The sequence below is a fragment of the Pseudomonas sp. LBUM1649 genome (assembly GCF_059716155.1).
Genome location: NZ_CP166807.1, coordinates 322,342 through 348,148, shown reverse-complemented (window position 1 = coordinate 348,148; position 25,807 = coordinate 322,342). Strand labels below are relative to the sequence as shown.

General features: G+C 59.2%; 25 protein-coding genes, 1 tRNA gene and 1 pseudogene. 11 read left to right on the top strand and 16 right to left on the bottom strand.

What is annotated here, in order from left to right:
* Positions 1–218 precede the first annotated feature (218 nt).
* Complete coding sequence (locus ACA058_RS01555) at positions 219–659, bottom strand: hypothetical protein (protein WP_497637530.1); 441 nt, start codon at positions 657–659, stop codon at positions 219–221.
* On the opposite strand from ACA058_RS01555, the gene trmL reads away from it, so the two are divergent.
* Positions 658–1,113: a tRNA (uridine(34)/cytosine(34)/5-carboxymethylaminomethyluridine(34)-2'-O)-methyltransferase TrmL gene (gene trmL, locus ACA058_RS01550; protein ID WP_497637529.1), complete on the top strand. Its 456-nt coding sequence runs from the start codon at positions 658–660 to the stop codon at positions 1,111–1,113. The two genes, ACA058_RS01555 and trmL, sit on opposite strands and share 2 nt — an antisense overlap.
* Before the next feature lie 132 nt (positions 1,114–1,245).
* Here the strand turns inward: trmL and secB are convergent, their stop codons facing one another.
* The 3 genes from secB to ACA058_RS01535 are packed head-to-tail and all read right to left on the bottom strand — an operon-like array spanning position 1,246 to position 2,449.
* The gene (gene secB / locus ACA058_RS01545; protein ID WP_497637528.1) at positions 1,246–1,737 is read right to left on the bottom strand and encodes a protein-export chaperone SecB; all 492 of its coding nucleotides are present in this window, start codon (positions 1,735–1,737) and stop codon (positions 1,246–1,248) included.
* 42 nt (positions 1,738–1,779) lie between these two features.
* Complete coding sequence (gene grxC, locus ACA058_RS01540; RefSeq protein ID WP_008058538.1) at positions 1,780–2,034, bottom strand: glutaredoxin 3; 255 nt, start codon at positions 2,032–2,034, stop codon at positions 1,780–1,782.
* Between the two features lies 1 nt (position 2,035).
* Positions 2,036–2,449, bottom strand: coding sequence for a rhodanese-like domain-containing protein (locus ACA058_RS01535; RefSeq protein WP_046815277.1), 414 nt, complete (start codon positions 2,447–2,449; stop codon positions 2,036–2,038).
* A 153-nt stretch (positions 2,450–2,602) separates the two neighbouring features.
* Between ACA058_RS01535 and gpmI the strand changes: the two genes are divergently transcribed.
* The 5 genes from gpmI to ACA058_RS01510 all read left to right on the top strand — a co-directional run bounded on the left by gpmI (position 2,603) and on the right by ACA058_RS01510 (position 9,244).
* Complete coding sequence (gene gpmI / locus ACA058_RS01530; RefSeq protein ID WP_497637527.1) at positions 2,603–4,132, top strand: 2,3-bisphosphoglycerate-independent phosphoglycerate mutase; 1,530 nt, start codon at positions 2,603–2,605, stop codon at positions 4,130–4,132.
* A gap of 242 nt (positions 4,133–4,374) precedes the next feature.
* Positions 4,375–5,670 carry a murein hydrolase activator EnvC family protein gene (locus ACA058_RS01525; RefSeq protein ID WP_497637526.1) on the top strand — a complete coding sequence of 432 codons (1,296 nt, stop codon included), beginning with the start codon at positions 4,375–4,377 and terminating at the stop codon, positions 5,668–5,670.
* 34 nt (positions 5,671–5,704) lie between these two features.
* Positions 5,705–7,024, top strand: a complete 1,320-nt coding sequence (locus ACA058_RS01520) for a S41 family peptidase (protein WP_497637525.1) — start codon at positions 5,705–5,707, stop codon at positions 7,022–7,024.
* A gap of 1 nt (position 7,025) precedes the next feature.
* Positions 7,026–7,793, top strand: a complete 768-nt coding sequence (locus ACA058_RS01515; RefSeq protein WP_497637524.1) for a divergent polysaccharide deacetylase family protein — start codon at positions 7,026–7,028, stop codon at positions 7,791–7,793.
* A gap of 116 nt (positions 7,794–7,909) precedes the next feature.
* On the top strand, positions 7,910–9,244 hold the full coding sequence (locus tag ACA058_RS01510; RefSeq protein WP_497637523.1) for a Vps62-related protein: 1,335 nt from the start codon (positions 7,910–7,912) through the stop codon (positions 9,242–9,244).
* On the opposite strand, the gene ACA058_RS01505 is transcribed toward ACA058_RS01510, so the two are convergent.
* The 7 genes and pseudogenes from ACA058_RS01505 to ACA058_RS01475 all read right to left on the bottom strand — a co-directional run.
* Positions 9,225–9,980: a substrate-binding periplasmic protein gene (locus tag ACA058_RS01505; protein WP_497637522.1), complete on the bottom strand. Its 756-nt coding sequence runs from the start codon at positions 9,978–9,980 to the stop codon at positions 9,225–9,227. The genes ACA058_RS01510 and ACA058_RS01505 overlap by 20 nt on opposite strands.
* Before the next feature lie 78 nt (positions 9,981–10,058).
* Complete coding sequence (hisF, locus tag ACA058_RS01500; RefSeq protein ID WP_007897430.1) at positions 10,059–10,829, bottom strand: imidazole glycerol phosphate synthase subunit HisF; 771 nt, start codon at positions 10,827–10,829, stop codon at positions 10,059–10,061.
* A gap of 9 nt (positions 10,830–10,838) precedes the next feature.
* The gene (hisA, locus tag ACA058_RS01495; protein ID WP_007972753.1) at positions 10,839–11,576 is read right to left on the bottom strand and encodes a 1-(5-phosphoribosyl)-5-[(5-phosphoribosylamino)methylideneamino]imidazole-4-carboxamide isomerase; all 738 of its coding nucleotides are present in this window, start codon (positions 11,574–11,576) and stop codon (positions 10,839–10,841) included.
* 41 nt (positions 11,577–11,617) lie between these two features.
* The gene (locus tag ACA058_RS01490) at positions 11,618–11,875 is read right to left on the bottom strand and encodes a DUF2164 domain-containing protein (protein ID WP_007989200.1); all 258 of its coding nucleotides are present in this window, start codon (positions 11,873–11,875) and stop codon (positions 11,618–11,620) included.
* Positions 11,876–12,514 carry an imidazole glycerol phosphate synthase subunit HisH gene (hisH, locus tag ACA058_RS01485; protein ID WP_497637521.1) on the bottom strand — a complete coding sequence of 213 codons (639 nt, stop codon included), beginning with the start codon at positions 12,512–12,514 and terminating at the stop codon, positions 11,876–11,878.
* Complete coding sequence (gene hisB / locus ACA058_RS01480) at positions 12,514–13,107, bottom strand: imidazoleglycerol-phosphate dehydratase HisB (protein ID WP_007939452.1); 594 nt, start codon at positions 13,105–13,107, stop codon at positions 12,514–12,516. The genes hisH and hisB overlap by 1 nt, the downstream gene beginning before the upstream one ends.
* A gap of 250 nt (positions 13,108–13,357) precedes the next feature.
* Positions 13,358–14,224, bottom strand: a pseudogene (locus ACA058_RS01475) (MFS transporter small subunit); the annotation flags it as partial.
* 140 nt (positions 14,225–14,364) lie between these two features.
* Here ACA058_RS01475 and ACA058_RS01470 point away from each other — a divergent pair.
* From ACA058_RS01470 to ACA058_RS01455, 4 genes are all read left to right on the top strand, one after another.
* Complete coding sequence (locus tag ACA058_RS01470) at positions 14,365–16,590, top strand: AsmA family protein (protein ID WP_497637520.1); 2,226 nt, start codon at positions 14,365–14,367, stop codon at positions 16,588–16,590.
* Positions 16,587–17,654: an A/G-specific adenine glycosylase gene (gene mutY, locus ACA058_RS01465; RefSeq protein ID WP_497637519.1), complete on the top strand. Its 1,068-nt coding sequence runs from the start codon at positions 16,587–16,589 to the stop codon at positions 17,652–17,654. Before ACA058_RS01470 ends, mutY begins: the two co-directional genes overlap by 4 nt.
* Entirely contained in the window at positions 17,651–17,923 is a 273-nt protein-coding gene (locus ACA058_RS01460; RefSeq protein WP_497637518.1) for an oxidative damage protection protein, read from the top strand. The genes mutY and ACA058_RS01460 overlap by 4 nt, the downstream gene beginning before the upstream one ends.
* Before the next feature lie 102 nt (positions 17,924–18,025).
* Positions 18,026–18,101 (top strand) — tRNA-Phe (locus tag ACA058_RS01455).
* Between the two features lie 163 nt (positions 18,102–18,264).
* Here ACA058_RS01455 and ACA058_RS01450 read toward each other — a convergent pair.
* From ACA058_RS01450 to ACA058_RS01430, 5 genes are all read right to left on the bottom strand, one after another.
* On the bottom strand, positions 18,265–19,644 hold the full coding sequence (locus tag ACA058_RS01450; RefSeq protein ID WP_497637517.1) for an APC family permease: 1,380 nt from the start codon (positions 19,642–19,644) through the stop codon (positions 18,265–18,267).
* 184 nt (positions 19,645–19,828) lie between these two features.
* Positions 19,829–21,211: an aspartate aminotransferase family protein gene (locus ACA058_RS01445; RefSeq protein WP_497637516.1), complete on the bottom strand. Its 1,383-nt coding sequence runs from the start codon at positions 21,209–21,211 to the stop codon at positions 19,829–19,831.
* 48 nt (positions 21,212–21,259) lie between these two features.
* Positions 21,260–22,057 (bottom strand): helix-turn-helix transcriptional regulator, encoded by a 798-nt coding sequence (locus ACA058_RS01440; RefSeq protein ID WP_497639845.1) that lies wholly within the window; start codon positions 22,055–22,057, stop codon positions 21,260–21,262.
* 278 nt (positions 22,058–22,335) lie between these two features.
* A complete protein-coding gene (locus ACA058_RS01435; RefSeq protein WP_497637515.1) occupies positions 22,336–23,826 on the bottom strand; it encodes an aldehyde dehydrogenase in 1,491 nt (496 codons plus the stop codon).
* 171 nt (positions 23,827–23,997) lie between these two features.
* Positions 23,998–24,438 carry a carboxypeptidase regulatory-like domain-containing protein gene (locus ACA058_RS01430; RefSeq protein ID WP_497637514.1) on the bottom strand — a complete coding sequence of 147 codons (441 nt, stop codon included), beginning with the start codon at positions 24,436–24,438 and terminating at the stop codon, positions 23,998–24,000.
* Positions 24,439–24,700: 262 nt separating this feature from the next.
* On the opposite strand from ACA058_RS01430, the gene ACA058_RS01425 reads away from it, so the two are divergent.
* Positions 24,701–25,753, top strand: a complete 1,053-nt coding sequence (locus ACA058_RS01425; RefSeq protein WP_497637513.1) for a PDDEXK nuclease domain-containing protein — start codon at positions 24,701–24,703, stop codon at positions 25,751–25,753.
* Positions 25,754–25,807: the final 54 nt, after the last annotated feature.

The window sequence follows — 25,807 nt, the reverse complement described above, 5'->3', positions numbered from 1 at the left end:
GGCTTTCAACGCTTGCACGCGACTTTCTGTTTCAACTTGTTAAAACCTGGCACGCCCCCTGCAATAGTCTCATCAGTGATTCAGATCACTACCCAGTTTCGGGGACCTTGGTACAGGCAGGCCGGGGATTCCCCTCTTTACACCGGGCTCACACCGCACAAGCGACGAGCCCTCCCGTTTTGGGGACCTTGGTACAGGCAGGCCGGGGATTCCCTCTTTTATTGCTCCCGGAGATGGATCTCCAACCGCCAGCGGTCATCGACCTCGCTACCGGCCCACTCCCCCTGAATGGGCCGGGCCGCCACCAACGTCAGCAACAATCCCCCGTCACTCAAGCGCACCCGCCAGTTCACGTCCTTGCCGTTGAGCTTGATCTGGCCTTTTTGCGCCTTGCCTTCTGCTTCGAACAACAGCGCGACACTGCCTTCCACGATCTCGCCGTGGGTCTTGGGTTCATTGTTGAACCACACCATCAACCCGTCGTCCGTCACTTCAATCTGTTGCAATTCGCTGGGATCGGGGGTGGTCAGGCGACCGATCATCAACCCCACCATCACCCCTACAATTGCCAGTGAAGCCATCACACGCAGGAATAGTTTCGAACGAGGGTCGGCTTGCGGCGTAGAATGCCGCTCATCTTTACCTTCGGAGCCGTGCATGTTTCACGTCATCCTTTTCCAACCAGAAATTCCGCCGAACACCGGCAACGTTATCAGGCTGTGCGCCAACAGTGGCTGCCACCTGCATTTGATCGAACCGCTGGGCTTCGAGATGGACGACAAGCGCCTGCGCCGGGCGGGCCTCGACTACCACGAGTATGCCACCCTGCAACGCCACGCGGACCTGGCCAGTTGCCTGGAAAGCCTCGGTCATCCGCGGCTGTTCGCCTTCACCACCAAGGGCTCGCGGCCGTTTCACGAGGCCAGCTTCGCCGAGGGCGATGCATTCCTGTTCGGCCCGGAAAGCCGTGGCCTGCCAGCCGAGGTACTCGACGCCCTGCCCGGCGAACAACGTCTGCGCCTGCCGATGCGTGAAGGCTGCCGCAGCCTGAATCTGTCGAACACCGTGGCGGTAGCCGTTTACGAAGCGTGGCGTCAGAACGACTTCAAGTAACACCCAAAAACAATTGTGGGAGCGAGCCTGCTCGCGATAGCGGTGCGTCAGGCGACATTGATGTCATCTGACACTCCCCATTCGCGAGCAGGCTCGCTCCCACATTGAAATTGCTTTGTCGCTTGAGACCCGTTATTGAACGGTCGGAGTCTCGCCCGCCGCCTGCATGCGTTGCAGCTCTTGCGCGTACAGCGCGTCGAAGTTCACTGGAGCCAGCATCAGGGCCGGGAACGAGCCACGGGTCACCAGGCTGTCCAGCGCTTCGCGCGCGTACGGGAACAGGATGTTCGGGCAGAATGCACCCAGGGTGTGACTCATCGAAGCGTCGTCCAGGTTCTTGATCAGGAAGATACCGGCCTGCTGCACTTCTGCAATGAACGCCACTTCTCCGTTCTCACCGTTCTTCACGGTCACCGACAGGGTCAGCACGACTTCATGGAAGTCGCCTTCCAGAGCCTTTTGACGGGTATTGAGATCCAGACCGACACTCGGCTCCCACTGCTGGCGGAAGATCGCCGGGCTTTTCGGGGCTTCGAAGGACAAGTCACGTACGTAGATGCGCTGCAAGGAGAATTGCGGTGCGGTTTCTTCTTCGCTAGCTGCAGTGTTCTGTTGGTCAGTCATCTCAGATCCTTTCTGATCTTGGGCTTTTATAGGGTATGGAATTCAGGCCTTGAGCAGCGCGTCGAGCTTGCCGGCGCGCTCCAGGGCAAACAAATCATCACAACCGCCAACGTGGGTGCTGCCGATCCAGATCTGCGGCACGGACGTACGTCCGGCCTTCTGAGCCATTGCGGCGCGCACCTGCGGCTTGCCATCGACCTTGATCTCTTCGAAGGCCACGCCTTTGTTCTCGAGCAGGTACTTGGCTCGGGAACAGTAAGGGCAGTAATCGCTGGAATAGACGACGACGTTGCTCATATCACTTCACCAGCGGCAGATTGTCGGCTTTCCAGCTGGAAACACCACCGGACAGCTTGGCGGCGGTGAAGCCCGCCTTCACCAGCTCGCGAGCGTGAGTACCGGCCGTCTGGCCCATGGCGTCGACCAGGATGATGGTCTTGGCCTTGTGCTTTTCCAGTTCGCCGACGCGTGCGGTCAATTTGTCGTGAGGAATGTTCAACGCGCCTACAATGTGACCGGCGGCGAAGTCCTTGGTCGGACGAATGTCGATCACCACGCCGGCGTCTTTGTTGACCAGGCCAGTCAGTTCGCCAGTGCTCAGGCTACGGCCGCCGCCCTGCATCTGATAGGCAATCAGCAACGCCAGCAGTACGACGAAGATACCGACGAGAATGTAGTGGTTAGTGGCAAATTCAATCAGGTGAGCAACCATCGAAGGAGGTTCCAGGGCGTTAAAATGTCGGCCAGTATACACAGCCACTATGGTGGGCCAAACCCCGTCCGGCGGTGACGTGGCCGGAACTTCGCTTTAAACTGCCACTCCCTTTTCCATCGCCCCTTTTTAACTCAGCCACGAGCGGACTCCATGACTACCACGCCTAAACCTTTGGTCCTGATTATTCTCGACGGCTTCGGTCACAGTGAGAGCCCTGAATCCAACGCCATCTTTGCTGCGAAGAAGCCTGTACTGGACCGCTTGTGGGCCACCGTGCCCAACGGCCTGATTTCGGGCAGCGGCATGGACGTCGGTCTTCCTGATGGCCAGATGGGCAACTCCGAAGTCGGCCACATGAACCTCGGTGCCGGCCGCGTGGTGTACCAGGACTTCACCCGAGTGACCAAATCGATACGCGATGGCGAGTTCTTCGAGAACCCGACCATCTGCGCCGCGGTGGACAAGGCCGTCGCTGCCGGGAAAGCCGTGCACTTCATGGGCCTGCTGTCCGATGGCGGCGTGCACAGCCACCAGGATCACCTGGTCGCCATGGCCGAACTGGCTGCCAAACGCGGCGCCGAAAAAATCTACCTGCACGCCTTCCTCGACGGCCGCGATACCCCGCCGAAAAGCGCGCAATCGTCGATCGAACTACTGGACGCTACCTTCCAGGCCCTGGGCAAAGGCCGGATCGCCAGCCTCATCGGTCGTTATTTCGCCATGGATCGCGACAACCGTTGGGACCGTGTGTCCCAGGCCTACAACCTGATCGTCGACGGCAATGGCGAATTCAACGCCGCCACCGCCCAGGAAGGTCTGCAAGCCGCCTACGAGCGTGGCGAGAGCGACGAGTTCGTCAAGGCCACCTCCATCGGTGAGCCCGTGAAAGTCGAAGACGGCGACGCCGTGGTGTTCATGAACTTTCGCGCCGACCGCGCCCGCGAACTGACCCGCGTTTTCGTCGAGGACGATTTCAAGGACTTCGAGCGTACCCGTCAGCCTAAACTGGCCGGTTTCGTCATGCTGACCCAATATGCCGCCAGCATTCCCGCACCCTCAGCCTTCGCCGCCGGCAGCCTGGAAAACGTGCTGGGCGACTACCTGGCGAAAAAGGGCAAGACACAGCTGCGCATCGCAGAAACCGAAAAATATGCCCACGTGACCTTCTTCTTCTCTGGCGGGCGTGAAGAACCGTTCCCGGGCGAAGAGCGCATCCTGATCCCGTCGCCGAAAGTCGCCACTTACGATTTGCAGCCTGAGATGAGCGCGCCGGAAGTCACCGACCGCATCGTTGACGCCATCGAAAACCAGCGCTATGACGTGATCGTGGTCAACTACGCCAACGGCGACATGGTCGGCCACAGCGGCGTGTTTGAGGCAGCGGTCAAGGCCGTTGAGTGCCTTGACCAGTGTGTCGGCCGCATCGTCGAAGCGTTGGAGAAAGTCGGCGGCGAAGCCCTGATCACCGCGGACCACGGTAACGTCGAGCAAATGTCTGACGAGACCACGGGCCAGGCACACACCGCACACACCACCGAGCCGGTGCCGTTCATCTATGTCGGCAAGCGCGACCTGAAGGTCCGCGAAGGCGGCGTGCTGGCAGATGTGGCACCGACCATGCTCAAGCTGCTGGGTCTGGAACAGCCGGCGGAAATGACTGGTACTTCGATTCTGGTGTAATCGGGATACCCTAAACACCGAAAAACCCTGTGGGAGTGAGCCTGCTCGCGATAGCAATCTGACAGCCAACATCTATGTTGAATGATCGGACGCCATCGCGAGCAGGCGCACTCCCACATTGGTTTTGGGGTGTTTTTGGATGCAACTCCCCTCCAGTCATCACACAGTCAGAAATGGGCATTTTTTTTGCCGCTCATGGCGGGCATACTAGGACGTCCCTTTCCCTGGTGTCGCCCGCCTCTATGCTTCGCGTCCTGATAGCCCTTGCCCTGACTTGCCTGCTCCAACCGGCCTTCGCCGATGAGCGCGCGCAAACCCAGCAACAGTTGGACGCCACGCGTCAGGACATTGCCGAGCTGAAAAAACTGCTGGGCAAGCTGCAGGAAGAAAAATCCGGCGTGCAGAAAGATCTCAAGGGTACCGAGACCGAGATGGGCAAGCTCGAGAAGCAGGTCGACGCCCTGCAAAAAGAGCTGAAGAAAAGCGAAACCGAGTTGCAGCGACTCGATGCAGAGAAAAAAAAACTCCAGAGCGCGCGCACTGAACAGCAGCGACTGATCGCCATCCAGGCCCGCGCGGCTTACCAGAACGGCCGTCAGGAGTACTTGAAACTGCTGCTCAACCAGCAGAACCCCGAGAAGTTCGCCCGCACGCTCACCTATTACGACTACCTGAGCCAGGCCCGCCTGGAGCAGCTGAAGAATTTCAACGAAACCCTGCGCCAGCTGGCCAATGTCGAAAAAGACATCGGCCTGCAGCAAGCGCAATTGTTGGTGCAGCAAAGCAGCCTTGAAACCCAGCGGGGCGAACTCGACAAAGTCCGGCAGGAACGCCAGCAAGTCCTGGCCAAGCTCAACGATGACGTGAAGGCCCGCGACCAGAAACTGGCAGCCCGTGAGCAGGATCAGGCAGACCTGTCTAAAGTCCTTAAAACCATTGAAGAAACCCTGGCCCGCCAGGCTCGTGAGGCAGAGGAAGCGCGGCAAAAAGCGCTGATCGCCCAGCAGGAAGCCGAAAAAAAGCGTTTACGTGAGGCCCAGGCGCTGGCAGATGCCAACGACGACGCCCCACGCAAACCGGTTAAATCGACACCCGGCGCACTGGTTTCAAGTTCAGGCGAAACCTTTGGCGGCGCATTTGCGTCAACTCGCGGCAAACTTCCCTGGCCTGTCGATGGTCGACTGTTGGCGCGCTTCGGTGAAAGCCGTGGTGACGACGCCCGGACCAAGTGGGACGGCGTGATGATCGGCGCTTCTGCCGGCAGTACGGTGCATGCGGTGCATGGCGGTCGCGTGGTGTTCGCCGACTGGTTGCGCGGCGCCGGGTTGCTGGTGATTCTCGACCACGGCAACGGTTTTTTGAGTCTTTATGGTCACAACCAGACACTGCTCAAGTCTGCGGGTGACGTGGTAAAAGCCGGTGAATCCATCTCCACTGTCGGTAACAGTGGCGGGCAAGACACACCAGCGCTGTACTTTGCTATTCGTCAGCAGGGTCACCCGAGTGATCCGGCGCAATGGTGCCGCGCGCAAGGATAGGCGCTGAGTCACCTACATTAGGAGTTCGTTCGACATGCTGCATTTGTCCCGCCTTACCTCTCTGGCCCTGATGATCGCCCTGGTGATCGGCGCGCCTCTGGCGTTTGCCGCTCAACCGGCACCGGCAGTCGCGCCTGCGGGCACTGCCGCAACCACCAGGGCGCCATTGCCGCTGGAAGAGTTGCGCACCTTCGCCGAGGTCATGGATCGGATCAAGGCCGCGTATGTCGAACCGGTAGACGACAAGACCCTGCTGGAAAACGCGATCAAGGGCATGCTCAGCAACCTTGACCCGCACTCCGCCTACCTGGGACCTGAAGACTTCGCTGAACTGCAGGAAAGCACCAGCGGCGAATTCGGCGGCCTGGGCATCGAAGTCGGCGCCGAGGACGGCTTCATCAAAGTGGTGTCGCCGATCGATGACACACCGGCCTCCAAGGCTGGCATCCAGGCGGGCGATTTCATCGTCAAGATCAACGGCCAACCCACCCGTGGCCAGAGCATGACCGAAGCCGTGGACAAGATGCGCGGCAAGATCGGCCAGAAAATCACCCTGACCCTGGTACGCGACGGTGGCACGCCGTTCGATGTGACCCTGGCCCGCGCCATCATTCAAGTGAAAAGCGTGAAGAGCCAGTTGCTCGAGTCCGGTTACGGCTACATCCGCATCACCCAGTTCCAGGTCAAGACCGGCGAAGAAGTGTCCAAGGCCCTGGCCAAGCTGCGCAAAGACAACGGCAAGAAACTCAACGGCATCATCCTCGACTTGCGCAACAACCCGGGCGGCGTGCTGCAAGCGGCGGTGGAAGTGGTCGACCACTTCATCACCAAGGGCCTGATCGTCTACACCAAGGGCCGCATCGCTAACTCCGAATTGCGTTTCTCTGCCACCGGCAAGGACGAAAGCGAAGCCGTGCCAATGGTCACGCTGATCAACGGTGGCAGCGCCTCGGCCTCGGAAATCGTCGCCGGCGCCCTGCAGGACCAGAAACGCGCAGTGGTCATGGGCACTACCAGTTTCGGCAAAGGCTCGGTGCAAACCGTGCTGCCGCTGAACAACGAACGCGCACTGAAGATCACCACGGCGCTGTACTACACGCCGAACGGCCGCTCGATCCAGGCCCAGGGCATCGTTCCGGACATCGAAGTGCGCAAGGCCAAGATCACCAACGAGCAAGACGGCGACTACTTCAAGGAAGCCGATCTGCAGGGTCACCTGGGCAACGGCAATGGCGGCGCCGACAAACCGAGCAGTTCCGGCGGCAAGGCCAAGCCGATGCCGCAGGACGACGATTACCAACTGGCCCAGGCCCTGAGCCTGCTCAAAGGGCTGAGCATCACGTCCGGCCGCTGAGATGCTTCTGCGTTTAGTCCTGGGGCTGTTGTGTTGCCTGGCGGGTGTTGTTCACGCAGCGTCCGCCCCTCAAAAGGCTTATATCAGCCTGATCATCGATGACCTGGGGCAGAGTCTGCCCCGGGATCGCCGCGTGCTGACCCTGCCTGGCCCGGTGACCGCAGCGATCATGCCCGACACCCCTCACGCCACCGAATTCGCCCGCGAAGCCCATCGCGCTGGCAAGATCGTCATTCTGCACATGCCCATGGACCCGGCCACCGGCCCCTTTGCCTGGCACCCCGACCTACCCATCGAAGAGCTTGAGAAACGGCTGAACGCTGCGTTCAAAATGGTGCCTTACACTGCCGGCATCAACAACCACATGGGCAGTCGCATGACCGCTCAACCGGCCGCGATGGCCTGGTTGATGGCGGATTTGCAGCGCCGCCACAAGTTCTTCGTCGACAGCCGTACCAGCGCCCAGACCGTGGCCGCGCAGCAGGCACAGAAGACGGCTCTGGCCAGTGTTTCACGGGATGTATTCCTGGATGACGAGCGCACTGAAGCCGCAATCTTCACCCAGCTACAGACGGCAATCAGCCTTGCGCGAAAGCAGGGCTCGGCGGTGATGATCGGGCACCCTTATCCGCAAACACTGGCGGTGCTGGAGAGGGAATTGCCCAAGCTCAATGCACAGGGTATCGAGTGGATTGATATCAAGCAGATGATCAGCGTGCGCGGCAACCGCGCCATGGTCGCCCATGGTAAAGACGGTGTTTACCGGTAATAACCGGCTCGAAGTCGATAAATAGTTACCGCCACATACCCATCTCCATTCCGGATAGTGAGGCCTGCAACAGGTCGCGACTCCCCATGTCGCCTTCTCAACTATCTGGATTGAATATGACCAACGAAAACGAGGCATCCGTCGCAACACCGATGGAGTCGATCAAAGTCGACAACTTGCTGATTAACTTCACAACTGAGTTCCATCGGGTCTGCGATGTCAGGGGTTCAAACTCCAAACCTGCAAGTTTTTGGCGCCCCACCTCGGCCGCCGATTTGTTGCCCGGATTTTTCCCGCTGGGTGATGTCGCCGTTGCCGGACATGACAATATCAACGAGAAACGAGTGGTAGCAGTTGTTTGCGAAGCCGATTTGCCAAGTGCAGACCCGGAGCAAGGCAATGCACTCGCCCGACCTGATGATTTTGAACAGATTTGGGCCATCACAAACCCGGCAGGCACCTCTGAGTGCACGATATGGCGGCCAATCCCCCCTGATGGTTATGAGGCCCTGGGGTTGGTGTGCACTAGTGACTCGGTAAAACCTTCATTCAATTCGGTGCGTTGCGTCCGGACGGATCTGGTGGTCGCCTCGAGCGTCGGCGCGGGCATCTGGGACAACAGGGACAACAGGAACAACAGGGACAGTGGCACCAATCAGGACTTCAGCGCCTGGATTATCGCTCCTCCACCCGCACCAGCGGGAGAGATCCACTTCGCCCCAGGGACCTTTGTCGGGGCCAACAGCTTTATCAAACCCACGACCCACCCCTGCGCTTACTCGTTGCGGATGAAGATTGCGCTCCGGATCAAATCCGCACCTGTGGGCCCGATACTTTCCGCCTACGAGGTGCCCCCAGAACATGAATCGCTGGAAGCCACTCAAATCGCCTACATTCCGTGGTTCGCGGCAAAAGACGACGGTCTGTCCGCTGTCGAAAAATTAAGCACATCACCGTACTACCGATTGGAGAGGAGCGACGTTTATGCCCTCGTTGGCTATGGCCATAACACTGGCAAAAAGGGGGAATTCTTCAAATGGAGAGCGCCCCGAATCCAGAGCGCCAAGATACTCGAGATATTCACTCGCATTACCTCAGTTCAAGTGGGGCCCGCTTGGCCGGCCAGGATTACGGAGCCTGTCGACTCCATACAATTCTCGGCACGATTGAACAAGAATTTCAGCCACACTGAAACGTCAACTCGCGAATGGCTCACGCCGACAAACGTAGAAGTCGTCGCTTTCATTCCGACAAACAAGATTATGGCGGTGTACCAACTGCAGAGCCATTTCGATCTTGTGCGCAATGACGGCACTCAAGTGGCCATCAACTTCGGATACTCCGATAACAGCAGCTTTCACTTGACCGAGTACTCTTCTGAGTCCAACGGCGAAGCCGAGGTCACGTCGCCGGTCTTGGACTTGCCAACACCTACAGATATCGCCCCATGATCTCGTCGACCATGCCGTCTTTGCGCATCTGATCCAGCGCAGCCTGTAACTTGGCGACGGTTGCCTCAGGCACGTCCTTGTTCAGTGCCAGGTACAGTTCGGCGCTATTGAAACGCAACACGGTCTTGAGTCCGTTTACCCCGTCCTGGCGCGCAAGATAGCGCCCGGCCGGGTCGCCGGTGGCCCACAGGTCAATCTGGCCATTGATCAGCTTCTTCGCATTATCCTGGTCGCGCAGCACCACAATCGGCTTCAAGCCCTGCTTAGCCAAAGTCATGGCAATGGCGTCGCCCTTGTAAGCACCAATCCTGTACTTTCGCGCGTCCTCCAGGGTTTCGAGGGAGATTTTACTGTCAGCCTTGGCCAGCATGATCCAGTCATCCGGACCGATTGGCCCGACCCACTTGAAAAGCCGCTCGCGGTCCGGCAAACGCGCCATCACGAATGCTCCGTAACCGGGGTTTTCCAGTGCGAGTTTGTAGACACGCTCCCAAGGGAAACGCAGGGTCAGGCTATAGGTGATGTCGGCGCGCTTGAACATCTCGCGGACGATGTCCACGGCGATGCCATTGATGTTCTCGTCCTGAGCGAAGTTCTTGCCGTTCTTGGCCATGTTGTACGGTGGGAAGTTTTCCGTTAGCAACACCAGTTCCGTGGCGGAGCTTTCTGCAGCGCGAGCGCTACTGATGAGCAACAAGGAAGCGCTGGCGAGGACAAGAAGAATGCGTTTAAACATGTCTGGCTACCGAAATCCATGGCGTACTCAAGAGTGCCCTGAGCCCGCCATGATGTCCACTGGCCTGCAACGGTTTGTTCAACGCATCACAATTCCACGGTGGGCCATATACGCCTTGGCCTCCTGCACGGTGTATTCGCCGAAGTGAAAAATACTCGCCGCCAACACTGCACTGGCGTGGCCTTCGAGAATGCCATCGGCCAGGTGCTGCAGGTTGCCGACACCACCGGAAGCGATCACCGGAATGCCCAATGCATCGCTGATGGCGCGGGTGACGCCCAGGTCGAAGCCATTTTTCATACCGTCCTGATCCATGCTGGTCAGCAGGATTTCACCGGCACCCAGGCCTTCCATCTTCTTCGCCCATTCGACGGCGTCGAGGCCGGTTGGCTTGCGACCGCCGTGGGTGAAGATTTCCCAGCGCGGGGTTTCGCCAGGTCCCGAGACCTTCTTCGCATCAATGGCAACCACGATGCACTGCGAACCGAAGTGCTGCGCCGCTTCACCGACGAATTCCGGATTGAACACTGCCGCGGTGTTGATCGAGACCTTGTCCGCTCCGGCATTGAGCAGGTTGCGGATGTCCTGCACGGTGCGCACGCCACCGCCCACGGTCAGCGGGATAAACACCTGGCTGGCCATGCGCTCGACGGTATGCAGCGTGGTATCGCGACCGTCGACGCTGGCGGTGATGTCGAGGAAAGTAATCTCGTCGGCACCCTGCTCGTCATAGCGACGGGCGATCTCCACAGGGTCGCCTGCATCGCGGATGTTCTCGAACTTCACACCTTTGACGACCCGGCCGTTGTCCACGTCCAGGCAAGGGATGATGCGTTTGGCCAGCGCCATGGTCAGTCCTCAGCCTTTGTATGAATCGCAGAAAGCTTGCGCTTCAGCGACGTCGAGGGTGCCTTCGTAGATCGCGCGGCCGGTGATCGCGCCGATAATGCCTGGCGCCTTGGCGTCGAGCAGCGTCTTGATGTCACCCAGATTGTGGATACCGCCGGAAGCGATCACCGGGATCTTCGTGGCAGCAGCCAGCGCGGCGGTGAACGGCACGTTGCAACCCTGCATCATGCCGTCTTTGGCGATGTCGGTATAAACGATCGCGGACACGCCATCAGCCTCGAACTGCTTGGCCAGGTCGATTACTTGAATGGTGCTGATTTCAGCCCAGCCATCGGTGGCGACGAAGCCGTCCTTGGCGTCCAGGCCAACGATCACCTTGCCCGGGAACGCGCGGCAGGCTTCGGCAACGAAGGCCGGGTCTTTCACGGCTTTGGTGCCGATGATCACGTAGCTCACGCCCGCTTTCACGTAGTGCTCGATGGTTTCCAGGGAACGGATGCCGCCGCCGATCTGGATCGGCAGGTTCGGGTAGCGCTTGGCGATGGCGGTGACCACTTCGCCGTTGACCGGCTGGCCTTCGAAGGCGCCGTTCAGGTCGACCAGATGCAGACGACGGCAACCGCCCTCCACCCACTTGGCAGCCATGCTCACCGGGTCATCGGAGAACACTGTGGAATCTTCCATGCGGCCCTGGCGCAGACGTACACAGGCACCGTCTTTAAGATCGATAGCGGGAATAATCAGCATCTGGCAAACCTTCAAATTCGAATGTTAGCTTGGCTCGGGAATCAGTTTTTCTCGAGCGCCCACAAGTCGCTTTCGATGCTTTCGAACCTCTCTTTGAGGTGCGCCTGCACATCGAAAATCGCCCTGTTGTAATAGTGCGGAGCAATTTCGCGGGTAAACAGCTCAAGGATTTCGGCCGCTTCGAACGAACCCAGGTCCAGTTCGAAGCGATCCTCCATGAAGCGCTTGATCTTGCGATTGGCCTCGCTTTCCTGTTCAGGAGTGAGAGTCAGGATCGGCGGCTTCTTCTTGACGGCCATTTACCAGCGACCGTCCCACGCGGCGAAGTTCTGCAGCAACTGCAGGCCATGGGTATGGCTTTTCTCCGGATGGAACTGCACCGCGAAACGCGAGCCTTCGGCCAGCGCTGCGGCAAAATCGACCCCGTAGTGACCGCCACCGACCACCTGCCGCGCATTGCTGGCGGCGATGTAGTAGCTGTGCACGAAGTAGAACCGCGCCATGTCCGGAATATCGTGCCACAGCGGGTGACTCACCTTCTGCTTCACTTCGTTCCAGCCCATGTGCGGGACTTTCAGGTGTTCGCCATCCTCGACAAGATCCTTGCCGAAGAACTTCACTTGGCCCGGGAACAGGCCGATGCAGTCGACGCCGTCGTTCTCTTCGCTGCGCTCGAGCAAGGCCTGCATGCCGACGCAGATGCCGAGGAATGGACGATCCTGGCTGACTTCACGCACCAGCGAATCGAAGCCCAGGCGACGAATCTCTGCCATGCAATCGCGGATCGCGCCAACACCAGGGAAAACCACCCGGTCAGCTTCGCGAATCACGTTCGCATCGCTGGTGATCAGGACCTTGCCGGCACCGACGTGCTCGAGGGCCTTGGCCACCGAGTGCAGGTTGCCCATGCCGTAATCGATAACCGCAACTGTCTGCATTACAGGACGCCCTTGGTCGAAGGCATTTGCCCGGCCATGCGGTCATCGAGCTCCACAGCCATGCGCAGCGCGCGGCCGAAAGCCTTGAACACGGTTTCGATCTGGTGGTGGGTGTTGTGCCCACGCAGGTTGTCGATGTGCAGGGTGACGTTGGCGTGGTTGACGAAGCCCTGGAAGAACTCCTGGAACAGGTCAACATCGAAACCGCCGACGGTGGCGCGGGTGTACGGAACATGCATCTGCAGGCCAGGACGGCCGGAGAAGTCGATCACCACGCGCGACAGCGCTTCATCGAGCGGCACGTAGGCGTGGCCGTAGCGCCGGATGCCTTTCTTGTCGCCGATGGCTTTGGTGAACGCTTGACCCAAGGTGATACCGACGTCTTCCACGGTGTGGTGGTCATCGATATGCAGGTCGCCTTTGCTGACGATATCCAGGTCGATCAGCCCGTGACGGGCGATCTGGTCGAGCATGTGCTCAAGAAAAGGTACACCGATATCAAATCGGGCCTTTCCGGTGCCATCCAGGTTGATCGAGGCTTTGATCTGGGTTTCCAGAGTGTCGCGCTCGACTGACGCCATACGTTCGGCCATCACCAGCTCCGCAAAATCATTGGGCGAAAAAGGCAACCATTATAGGGGCGCGAGCGCGAAACAGAAACACGGGAGGTGATATCACTGACGGAGTGAATCAAGTATCGCCAGTGATAGACCTGTAATGACATGTAGGAGCAAAGCTGGCTCGCGATGAACGATAACGCGGTTAGCCAGGCACACCGCCATCGCGGGCAAGCCATGCTCCTACAGGGGGGCGGTGTGCCCGAGCGATCGGGCACATTGTGTTTTAGTGGAAGAGGACTGCCGTCTTCTGCAGAGTCACCCAAACACCCCACGCCAACGGAATACCCACCACCAGCCAGGCAGCCACCGCCAGCGGCTTGGTGCCAGCATCGGCTTTCCACTCCAGCACGGTGCTGCTATCAGCCCCTTTGTCATGGCCCAGCGCCTGTTCGGCGGCCAGCTCGGCGTCGGTCATGAAGTACTTGTCGGCCACCGGGCGCACCAGCAGGTTGCAGATGAAGCCCAGCACCAGCAGACCCGCCAGGATATACAGCGTGATGTCGTAAGCCGCCGCCCGTTCAACGCCGATGCTCAGCTGATATTCACGCAAATAGTTCACCAGCACCGGACCCAGCACGCCCGCCGCCGCGCACGCCGTCAGCAGGCGACCGTGAATCGCGCCGACCATTTGAGTGCCGAACAGGTCCGCCAGGTAAGCAGGGACCGTCGCAAAACCACCGCCGTACATCGACAGGATGATGCAGAACGCCGCCACGAACAGCGCAATGTTGCCCAAATGACCGAGGTTCGGGATCAATGCATACAGCGCAAAGCCCAGGGCAAAGAACACGAAGTAGGTATTTTTGCGACCCAGGTAGTCCGAGAACGAAGCCCAGAAGAACCGCCCACCGATATTGAACAGGCTCAACAGACCGGTGAACCCGGCGGCGATCGCTGCAATCGAGGACAGTTGCGAGGCGTCCAGTTGACCAAATGTCAGGTCATTGCCCAGCAACTTGCCGGCAAACACTTCCTGCAACAGTGGCGATGCCATACCGAGGATGCCGATACCTGCCGAAACGTTCAGGCACAGCACCAGCCATACCAGGCAGAATTGTGGAGTTTTCCACGCCACGTTCACGTGCTCCCTTTCGATCATTGTCGAACTGCTGAACAACGTCTTCTTCGGTACTGATCCTGAATACAGCCAGTGATCTGCCCGGTCACTCGCCGCGGAGCGCTATACTCCCCGGCTAAATTTCGAATTCGACTAACTACAAGGACTCGCCCATGAAAGCGTTCGGCAAAATCCTGGGTCTGGTACTTCTCGGGCTGTTGCTGATCGTAGTGGCGTTGGGCTTCGCCCTGACCCACCTCTTCGATCCCAACGACTACAAAAACGAGATACGCCAGATAGCCCGCGACAAGGCTCACATCGAGCTGACGCTCAATGGCGATATCGGCTGGAGCCTGTTCCCGTGGCTGGGCCTGGAACTGCACGATGCGGCGGTCGCCACCCTGGCCAAGCCCGCCGAGCCGTTCGCCGACCTGCAGATGCTCGGCCTGTCGGTCCGCGTGCTGCCATTGCTGCGCCGTGAGGTGCAGATGAGCGATGTGCGCGTCGAAGGCCTGAACCTGCGTCTTAACCGCGACAAGGATGGCCACGGCAACTGGGAAGACATCGGGAAGGTGCCCAAGCCTGCAACCACGGCCACGCCTGTCGACTCCACCAGCGAACCTGAGCCACCAACCACCGCCCAGGCGGAAAAACCGGCCCAGCCAATGCGCCTGGACATCGACAGCCTGACCGTCAACAACGCCCGCGTTGAATACAGCGACGAAAAAACCGGCAAGCTATTCAGCGCCGAAAGCATTCAGCTCAGCACCGGCCCGGTGCACGACTCCACCAATATCCCGGTCAAACTCACCGCATTCCTGGGCACCAACCAGCCGGTTCTGCGGGTGCGAACCGAGCTCAGCGGCGAATTGCGTTTCGAGCGCGCGTTGCAGCGCTACAAGCTGGAAGACATGAAGCTGTCCGGTGAAGTCGCCGGTGATCCGCTGCAAGGCAAGACCATGACCTTTGCCGCCCAGGGGCAGTTGCTGCTGGACAAGGCTGCCAACGTCGCCGAATGGACCGGGATCAAGGTCTCCGCCAACCAACTGCGAGCGCTGGGTGAGCTGAAGGTCAATGACCTCGACAAGACCCCGCAGGTCAATGGAGGTCTGTCGATTGCCCAGTTCGACCTGGCGAAATTCGTCGACAGCATCGGCCAGAAACTCCCGGCGATGGCCGAAGGCAGCCTGAGTAAGGTCGAACTGGCCACACGCCTGGCCGGCACGCCCTCCAGTCTCACGCTGGATGACATCAACCTGAAAGTCGACGACAGCACCTTCAGTGGTCGCATCGCCGTCGAGGACTTTGCCAAGCAATCTCTGCGCGCAACCCTCAAGGCTGACACCTTCAACGTCGACCGTTACCTGGCGCCGAAGTCGGCCGAGGCCAACAGTGCCAAGCAAGTGCGTCAGGCCGAAGTCGCCAGCACCGAAGCCGATGCCATGGCCGGGGCCGGCAGCACACCGCTGCCGCAATCCCCAACCAAGGAAGCGTGGAGCAACGAACGCCTGCTGCCGGTGGAACGCCTGAACAAGCTGGATGTAGACGCCGACCTGACCTTCGGCCAGTTGACCCTGGAAAAACTGCCGATCCACAACGCTGTACTCAAGGCCAACGGCCAGGGCGGATTGTTGACGCTGACGAGCCTGCGCGGCGATCTGTACGAGGGCAACTTCGAAGCCAAAGGCACCCTCGATGTGCGCCAGCAGGCACCGGTGTTGAATATGCAGACGCAGATCAGCCAGGTGCCAGCGGAAAAAATCCTCGAAAGCCAGGGCAAGGAACCACCGGTCAAGGGCCTGGTAACGCTCAACAGCACCCTCACCGGTAGCGGCAACAGCCAGAAAGCGCTGATTGAAACCCTTAACGGCAACGCCAGTTTCGTTATCAACAATGGCGTGCTGCTCAATGCCAACCTCGAACAACAGTTGTGCAAAGGCATCGCCACGCTCAACCGCAAGGCCCTCAGCGGCGAGCCTCGTGGCAAGGACACACCATTCCAGGAGCTCAAGGGCAACCTGACCTTTCGAAACGGTGTCGCGAGCAACCCGGACCTGAAAGTGCGTATCCCAGGCATGACCGTCAACGGCGACGGCGATGTCGACCTTCGGGTCCTGGGCATGGATTACCGCGTGGGCATCATTGTCGAAGGTGACAAGAGCGACATGCCGGACCCGGCCTGCCAGGTGGGCGAGAAATTTGTCGGCATCCAGTGGCCGCTGCGTTGCCGCGGTCCGCTGGAGCTCGGCGCCAAGGCCTGTCGCCTGGACAACGAACGCATGGGTCAGGTCGCGAGCAAAATGGCGGGCGAGCGCATCAGCGAAAAAATCGACGAGAAACTGGGCGACAAGGTCAGCCCGGAACTCAAGGACGCACTCAAGGGGCTGTTCAAGCGATGAGAGCCGAGCAGTTTTCATCGGCGGTGCTGGACTGGTTCGACCGCCACGGCCGTCACGATTTGCCCTGGCAACAGGGCATCACCCCTTATCGGGTGTGGGTCTCGGAAATCATGTTGCAGCAAACCCAGGTCAGCACCGTACTGAATTACTTCGACCGGTTCATGGCTTCGCTGCCGACGGTCGAAGCCCTGGCCGCGGCGCCCGAGGACGAAGTGCTGCACCTGTGGACGGGCCTGGGGTACTACACCCGCGCGCGCAATCTGCAGAAGACCGCGAAGATCGTCGTCGAGCAGTACGGCGGTGAATTTCCCCGGGACGTGGAAAAACTTACCGACCTGCCCGGCATCGGCCTGTCCACGGCCGGCGCGATCGCCAGCATCAGCATGGGCCTGCGCGCGCCAATCCTCGACGGCAACGTCAAACGCGTGCTGGCGCGCTTTACCGCACAAGAGGGCTACCCTGGCGAGCCGAAGGTCGCCAAACAGCTCTGGGCGAACGCTGAGCGCTTTACGCCGCACGATCGGGTCAACGCCTACACCCAGGCGATGATGGACCTGGGCGCCACGCTCTGCACCCGCAGCAAGCCGAGCTGCCTGCTCTGCCCGCTGGAAAAGGGCTGTGAAGCGCACATGCTCGGCCTGGAAACCCGCTACCCGATTCCCAAGCCACGCAAAGCCATCCCGCAGAAACGCACGCTGATGCCGATGCTCGCCAATGCCGAAGGTGCGATCTTGCTTTACCGCCGCCCTTCCACGGGCCTGTGGGGCGGTTTATGGAGCTTGCCGGAACTCGATGACCTCGACGACCTGCAACACCTCGCCTCGCAGCACTCGCTGCAGCTGGGCAACCCGCAGGCACTGCCGAGCCTGGTGCACACCTTCAGCCATTTCCAGTTATCCATCGAACCCTGGCTGGTTCAGGTCCGGGAGGCCGGCCATCACGTGGCCGAGGCCGACTGGCTCTGGTATAACCTCGCCACCCCGCCGCGCCTGGGCCTTGCCGCCCCGGTCAAAACCTTGCTCGAACGCGCGGCCGCCGTATTGAACGCAGGAGAGTCGTCATGACCCGCACCATCATGTGCCGCAAGTACAAAGAAGAATTGCCCGCCCTGGAGCGCGCTCCATTCCCGGGTGCCAAAGGCCAGGACATTTTTGAACACGTCTCGGCCAAGGCCTGGGCCGACTGGCAAAAACACCAGACCCTGCTGATCAACGAAAAGCGCTTGAACATGATGAACGCCGAAGACCGTAAATATCTTCAGGGCGAGATGGACAAGTTCTTCTCCGGCGAGGAATACGCCAAGGCCGAAGGCTACGTTCCGCCTGCCGAGTAAGTCCGTAAAATCGGGGGTCGGATCGTAAGCGACGGTAATAATTAAATTTTTTTGATAACTTGCTTGACGACCCCCTGAAAAACCAGTTTAATGCGCCCCGTTGCCCAGATAGCTCAGTCGGTAGAGCAGGGGATTGAAAATCCCCGTGTCGGCGGTTCGATTCCGTCTCTGGGCACCACCTTTCGTTTTCAGGTGATGCCAAGCACACCTGAAAGCACACAAGAAACCCGCCTAGTGCGGGTTTTTTGCTTTCTATGGTTTGTTACCTTGCAAGCTCCCCCGTGAAAGCCTGGTGGGCGATCACGAGGGACGGCGGGAGCAGTCCGGCCTCAGCAGCCTGATCACTCCGCCATCTGCAACTCCGGCAGCTTCACTCGGAACCCACGCGTAACGCCCAGCAAACAAATGAGCCCCAGCCCCATCCAGCACAGGCCAATCATGAACGACATGCTGGACAGGCTGGTCCACAGCCAAATGGTGCTGAGGAACCCCAAGGCCGGCACCGCGCCGTATACCAGGCAGTTCCGGACGCCGCGCAGCTTCTGGTCGACCAGGTAATGCTTGATGACCGCCAGATTCACCGCCGAGAACGCGAAGAGCGCGCCGAAGCTGATCATGTTGGCAACGGTTTCCAGGGTGATGAACAGCGCAATCAGCGAGATCATGCTGACCAGCATGATCGCGATGGCCGGCACCCGCTTCTTCGAGACCAGCCTGCCGAACACTCGAGGCAGCGCGCCATCCCGGCCCATGGCGAACAGCACCCGGGATACGCTGGCCTGGGAGACCATCGCCGAGGCAAAACATCCGGCCACATAGGTGGCGGTAAAGGCGGTCACCAGCAGTTCACCACCCACGCGGCGCATGACGTCCAGCGACGCCGAGTCCGGGTCGGCAAAGGTGTTCCATTGCGGATAGACCATTTGGGCGAAATACGAAACGACGACAAACAGCAGGCCACCGAACAGGCTCACCACCATGATGGCAAGGGGGATGAGACGCCGCGGGTTGGGTGTCTCTTCGGCCATGGTCGACACGGCGTCGAAGCCGAGAAAGGACAGGCAGAGGACAGCCGCGCCGGTCATGATCAGCGGGACGCTGAAGCCCTCATGGTGGAAGGGTGCGAGCAGCGAAACCGGCTCTGACTGATCCCCCAGGTTGTGGATCGACAACGCAACGAACACTACGATGAAGACCAACTGGACAACAACGAGTAACAAGTTGACCCGGGTGATGGATTCGATGCCGATCAGGTTGAGGAAGGTCACCAGAGCAATGGAGCCAATCACCCACACCGCAGCGGGAACCGCGGGGAAGTATTCGGACATGTAGATGCCGATCAGCAGATAACTGAGCAGCGGCAGGAAGATATAGTCCAGCAACAAGGTCCAGCCCGCCATAAAGCCAAAGTAGGTACCAAAGGCCTTACGCGTATAGGAGTACACAGATCCCGAATACGGATGCGCCTGCACCATGCGTCCGTAGCTGTAAGCGGTCAGCAGCATGGCGGCGAGGGTCAGCAGGTAGGCGGTAGGCAAGTGGCCCTTGGTCATCTGGGTCACCATGCCATAGGTGGTGAACACCGCCAGCGGGACCATGTACGCCAGGCCGAAGAGGACCAGAGCGGTGAGACCCAGGGATTGTCGAAACCTGCCAGGCGAATCCGATTCCGACGGCAAGTGATGGGAAGGAGTATCGGCCACGCTTGTTATTGTATTCATTGCTGACTCCTGAAAATTTGAATGCAGGACGCTGCGGTATCCGAAGAACGGATACCGTTAGTGAATGATCTGCTGAAGGGTGGGCTGCCCAATGTCCGGCAGCCTCATGTTCAATCGATATGCACGCAGGGCGATGAAACGGTGTCGATCACCACCCCAAGCATGGGTTGGCTCACAGATGAGTTCAGAGCTTTCCCGCGATCCGTGCAGTGCGGTCAACCGCGATGCGGGTCTTTTCAACCAGCTCATCCAGCTCGAAGCGCGTTGCCACAAGTGCCGGCGCCATGATCATGCGGCCCAGGGTCGAGCGAATGATCACGCCCTCTTCAAAACCAAAGGTGCGGCACTGCCAGGTCAGGTCGCTTTCTTTGTCGAAGCGTTTGCGCGTAGCCTTGTCCTCGGCGAACTGCAAGGCCGCGACGAGGCCCGCGCCCTGGATCTCGCCGATCATCGGGTGGTTGCCGAACACCTCGCGCAGAATCTGCTGCAAGTACGGCCCGGTATCCTCCTTCACCTGGCGAACGATGCCTTCATCACGCAGTGCCTTGAGGTTGGCGAGCGCCACCGCGGCCGCGACCGGGTGTCCGGAATAGGTCAGGCCGTGGGCGAAGACGCCGCCCTCCTCGACCAGCGCATCGGCAATGCGCTTGCCCAGCACCAGGCCACCCATCGGCACATAACCGGAGGTCAGGCCCTTGGCGATCGACAGGGTGTCCGGCTCGAAACCGAAGTACTGGTGGGCGAACCACTCGCCCGTGCGACCGAAGCCACCGATCACTTCATCGGCACACAGCAGCACATCGTATTGTCGGCAGATGCGCTGGATTTCCGGCCAGTAGCTCTCAGGCGGGAAGATCATGCCGCCAGCGCCCTGGAAGGGCTCGGCGATAAAGCCCGCGACATTTTCGGCACCCAGTTCAAGAATTTTCTCTTCCAGTTGCAAGGCACAGCGACGACCGAACTCGGCCGGGGTCAGATCGCCGCCCTGGGCGTACCAGTAAGGCTCATCGATGTGCGCGATGTCCGGAATGAGGCCACCCATCTCGTGCATGAACTTCATCCCGCCCAGCGCAGTGGCCGCCAGGGTCGAGCCGTGATAACCGTTCCAACGGCCGATCATGATCTTCTTCTGTGGCTTGCCGACGACCTGCCAGTAACGGCGCACGGTACGGATCAGCACCTCGTTCGCTTCGGAGCCGGAGTTTGTGTAAATGACGTGGCTGTAGTGGCCCGGCAGGAGACTGAACAGCAGCTCGGACAGCTCGATCACCGAGGGGTGGGTGGTGTGGAAGAACATGTTGTAGTACGGCAACTGGTTCATCTGCGCAGCAGCCGCGGCGGTCAGGTCCTTGCGACCATAGCCGAGCTGGGTGCACCACAGGCCCGACATGCCATCCAGGTAACGCTTGTCGTCGTTGTCCCAGAGATACAGTCCCTCGCCGCGGACAATCACTCGAGGCCCTTCGGCATTGAGCGCCTTTTGATCCACAAACGCATGGATATGGTGGGCTGCATCGGACTTCTGATAATCCTGAGTCTGCCGTTTCGGTTCGAAGGGTGCATTCATGGCTTTTTTCTCTTTTGTTGGTAGTCACGCGAGGGATAGCAAGTCCGCTCAGCGGGTCTTGCTCATGTAGCTTTCAAGAGGGTCTTTGCTGAGCACGCCCTGGGCTTCGGCCAACGAATCGATAAACAGTGAAAACAATTCCGATTGCGTGCCGATGTCGAGCTTGCAGTAGACGTTTTTGCGGTGAGATTTGATGGTGTCTTCCGATACCCCGAGGCGCTCGGCCAGGGAGCGGGTCGAATGGCCACGCAGGATCAGTTGGGCGATTCGGCATTCGCGCTCGGTCAGAATCGACGAGCCGAAGTTATTCAGTGCCGAGTGGATGCGCTGCTCCAACTGGTTTTCGAAGCGAGCGCCGCGCGTGTCCAGGCCGACAAAATGCTTACCCAGCAAGGTCAGGACCCAGGGTGCCATGCGCTTGAACTGCTGCGTCGTAGCGGCGTCCAGTTTTTCCGTGAACGCCAGTGAGACAGCCAGGCTCAGCCCGGGAGAAGACTGCAGGATGTAGTTCAACTCATCTTGCAGGTGCGAGTGCCGATAGAACGATTGGTAGTACTCGCTGAGTTCGAAGTGGTCGGGAGCGACCTCAGCGAGATCGTAGCAACCGGAGCTGAAGCCTTCCACACAGGCACCGTAGAACGGGTCGAGCAGATAGAACCCGGACAGGTACTGGCGCACATTGCCTTGCGGCAGCCAGGGGCCGTCAAGTTCGAACAGCGCGCTGGGCATACCGCCATGCGGATACTGGTACAGCGTCGTCGCCTGAATGGGCCAGATACAGCCCAGGGTTTCGAACAGCGTCGCGGTGAATCCCGGTTGACCGATACTCTCGGTCACCTTGGCCATCTGTTCGAACCATTGCGCAGAAACAAACCGATCGTTTTCCACTTCAAAGACTCGCCAAAAAAAACGGTTGGGAGCGACACAAGGTTAATGGTGCCGGGGTTGAAATGATGTTCCCACGCTCGGAAAACTGCCGATATCACCCGTTAGGGTGAGTCGACCAAAGGGTGTTGAATGACCGCCCCAGCTGCCCCGCAAGCAGGAAAAGCACGCCACTCCGGGGAGTGCGTGCAGATGGATTTTCCCTGCCACACCTTGCGACGTGGCCGAGGGAAGCGGCCTTAACGAAGCTGGAACCAGGTGGTTTTAAGTTGCGTGTACTTGTCGAACGAATGGAGGGAAAGATCGCGCCCGAAGCCGGACTGCTTGCCGCCACCGAAAGGAATGGCGACATCCAGTGCATCCATGGTGTTGACCGAGACAGTCCCGGCCTTCAATGCCCTGGCCACACGATGAGCGCGGTTCAGGTCATCGCTCCAGACTGAAGCGGCGAGACCGTAGATGCTGTCGTTGGCCAACTGAATCGCCTCTTCTTCGGAGTCGAAGGCACTGATGGCTAACACCGGACCGAAAACCTCATCACGCGCCAGGCTCATATTTCTACCCACGCCACCGAAAATCGTCGGCTGGATGAAGTTCGAAGATCCATTGATCGTCAGGCGTTCGCCGCCTGCCAGGAGTTTCGCGCCTTGACCACGTGCTTGCTCGATCGCCTTCATGATGCGGGCGGCTTGCTCGCTATCCACGATCGCACCGGCCCTGCTTTCAGGGTCCAGCGGATCACCAGGCATCCAGGCCCGAGCCTTGGCGATCAGGCGCTCGACGAATTCATCGTAGATAGAACGTTGCACGTAGAGCCGGGAGTTGGCCGAGCAGACCTCGCCCTGGTTAAAGAAAATGCCGAACGCGGCTTTTTCCGCAGCCAGATCCAGGTCCTGGCAGTCTTCGAAGACCAGGTTCGGGCTCTTGCCGCCGCACTCCAGCCAGACCTGTTTGAGGTTGGACTGCGCCGAGTACTGCATGAAGTACTTGCCGACCTGGGTCGAGCCGGTGAATACCAGGCAGTCCACATCAGGATGCAGTCCCAGGGCCTTGCCGGCGCTTTCGCCCAGGCCCGGGACAACATTCAGTACCCCTTTCGGTATGCCGGCTTCGAGCGCCAACTGACCCAGGCGCAAGGCAGAGAATGGCGACTGCTCGGCGGGCTTGAGGACCACGCTATTACCGGCAGCCAATGCCGGGGCGAGCTTCCAGGCAGCCATGTCCAGCGGGAAATTCCATGGCACCACGGCGGCAACCACCCCCAGAGCCTCGCGAGTGATGGTGGCGAGGGCATTGCGCGCGGTAGGGGCGACCTGGTCGTAGACCTTGTCCAGGGCTTCACCGTACCAGGCGAACACATGGGCCGCGCCAGGTACATCGATGTTGTAGGCATCCATGACCGGCTTGCCCATGCTCAGCGAGTCGAGCAGTGCCAGCTCCTCGCGGTTGGCCAGGAGCAGTTCGGAGAGTCTGATCAGGATCTTCTTGCGTTCCACCGGGGCCATGCGAGCCCACGGCCCCTCTTCGAACGCCTGGCGAGCCGAGCGTACTGCGAGGTTCACTTCGTCTTCGACGCATGCGGTGACACATGCCAGCAGCTGGTTGGTTGCCGGATTGATCACCTCGAAAGTCGCACCCGAGGCGCACGCGACCTGCTGCCCTCCGATCAACGCATTTTCAATGAAGGTTTGGCGGGCAGCCCGCTGCTGCCAGTAGTTGAGATCGAGCACACGCTACTCCCATGCCGACCGCTGATACGGTCAGTTATTATTGGTTTCGCAGGATGATGCTCCTCACTCGCGGCGAGGAAAAATAGTAAAAATATGCTCGGTCCCCAAGAAAAAACTGGGTAGCGGCGAGGGTCTGGAGCAGTTGGTAAGATTCAGTTTTTTACGACACGGCTATTCACCACCGCTCCAGTGAAAAACCAGATTGCGCGCAGTACCCGTGCCAACATCCGTGGTATCACGCCGCTCCTCACCAGCACGCGTTGCAACGACCGTGTACTTGCCAGGAGGCAGCTGGACGTACACCAGCGGACCCGCCTGAGTCAGGGTCAACACGCTTTGCCCCTGCGCGTTATGAATGACCACATCGACATCCGGAACGTATTTGTTCTCGACACCGACGGAGAACGTCATGTGCAGGTTGTAGCCCGTGGCTTGCTGGATTGCCTTCGCCTCATCCTCACCGATACCGCCGGACAGGTAGGCAACTCCATTTTGTTCTTGTCGTTGAACCTGCACAGCCGAATTGTCGATCGGCTCAAGACTGGCGGCCTGCAGCATGACCGGAAACATCAACACTCCGACAGCGACAAACAGGGACTGGACATATTTCATGATGACGACTCCCGGGCTCTACGGAGCCCAATCGTTTACCTAATTGTGATTTCTGGCGCAGTCGTCGTGTTTTAGAACAATTTGTACTTGGAGCCACTGCGAAACGTACTACGTGAATCGATCCGCGGCCCTTCACAGCTATCAGCTCGCTCCTGCCAACGAAACCGGCAAATCCTTCGGGTTTCTCAGCGGCGCCCTGCATCAGCGACCCATACTCTCTTGCCATTCTCTTGTGCCTGTTCAGCCAGTCGCAGAAGAGTTCATGAGCGCCCTCATACCCAATGACACACAAGATCCACAAATCACCTCACTGCTTGGCAATCTTGGTGAGTTGATCCGCCAGGCACGACAGAAGGTGTTGCGCGCGGTCGATACCATTCAAGTGCAAACCTGCTGGCAGATCGGTCGGCACATTGTCGAGTTCGAGCAGGAAGGGGCTCGGCGGGCGGGCTATGGAAAACAATTGCTTTCGACCTTGGCCAAGGTACTGACAGCGGAATTTGGCAAGGGCTTTGACGCCTCCAACCTTCGTTATATGCGCCTGTTCTATCAAGCGTTCCCAATTTGTGACGCACTGCGTCACGAATTGAGCTGGACCCACTATCGCAGGCTGCTCCGGGTCGACAACGATAGCGCCCGCCTGTGGTACATGAACGAGTCTGCTACGCAAAACTGGTCAAGCCGAGCGTTGGAGCGCCAGATCAATACCCTGTACTACGAACGCCTTTTGGCAAGCCGCGATCGCGGCGCCGTCAGGAAGGAAGCAACCACCAATGTTCAGCAAATGAAGGCCAGCCCTCGGGATTTCATCCGAGACCCGGTTGTGCTGGAATTCCTTGGCTTGCCCAGTGCCGGCAGGCTTCAGGAAAGCGAGATCGAACAGGCACTGATCGAACAATTGCAGGGCTTCCTGCTCGAACTGGGCAAGGGCTTTGCCTTCATCGCCCGTCAACAGCGAATCAGCACCGACAGCAAGGACTTCTACATCGATCTGGTGTTTTACAACTACCTGCTCAAGTGTTTCGTCATCTTCGATATCAAGCGTGGTGAACTGACCCATCAGGATGTGGGCCAGATGGACATGTACGTACGCATGTATGACGACCTCAAGCGCGGAGAAGAAGACAGCCCTACCGTTGGCATCATTCTCTGCGCGCAAAAGGATGAGTCCGTCGTGCGTTACTCAGTGCTGGAGGGCAACGAACAATTGTTTGCCAGCAAATACCAACTGGTACTGCCGAGCGAGGAAGAGTTACGTGCAGAACTGGATCGAGAGCGGGCGGTGGTTGAAGAGCGGCTTCATCAGGAAACGTGATGGATTGTTCATACGCGGTGCGAGGACTATTGTTGGCAGCTACCCGCAAAGGTC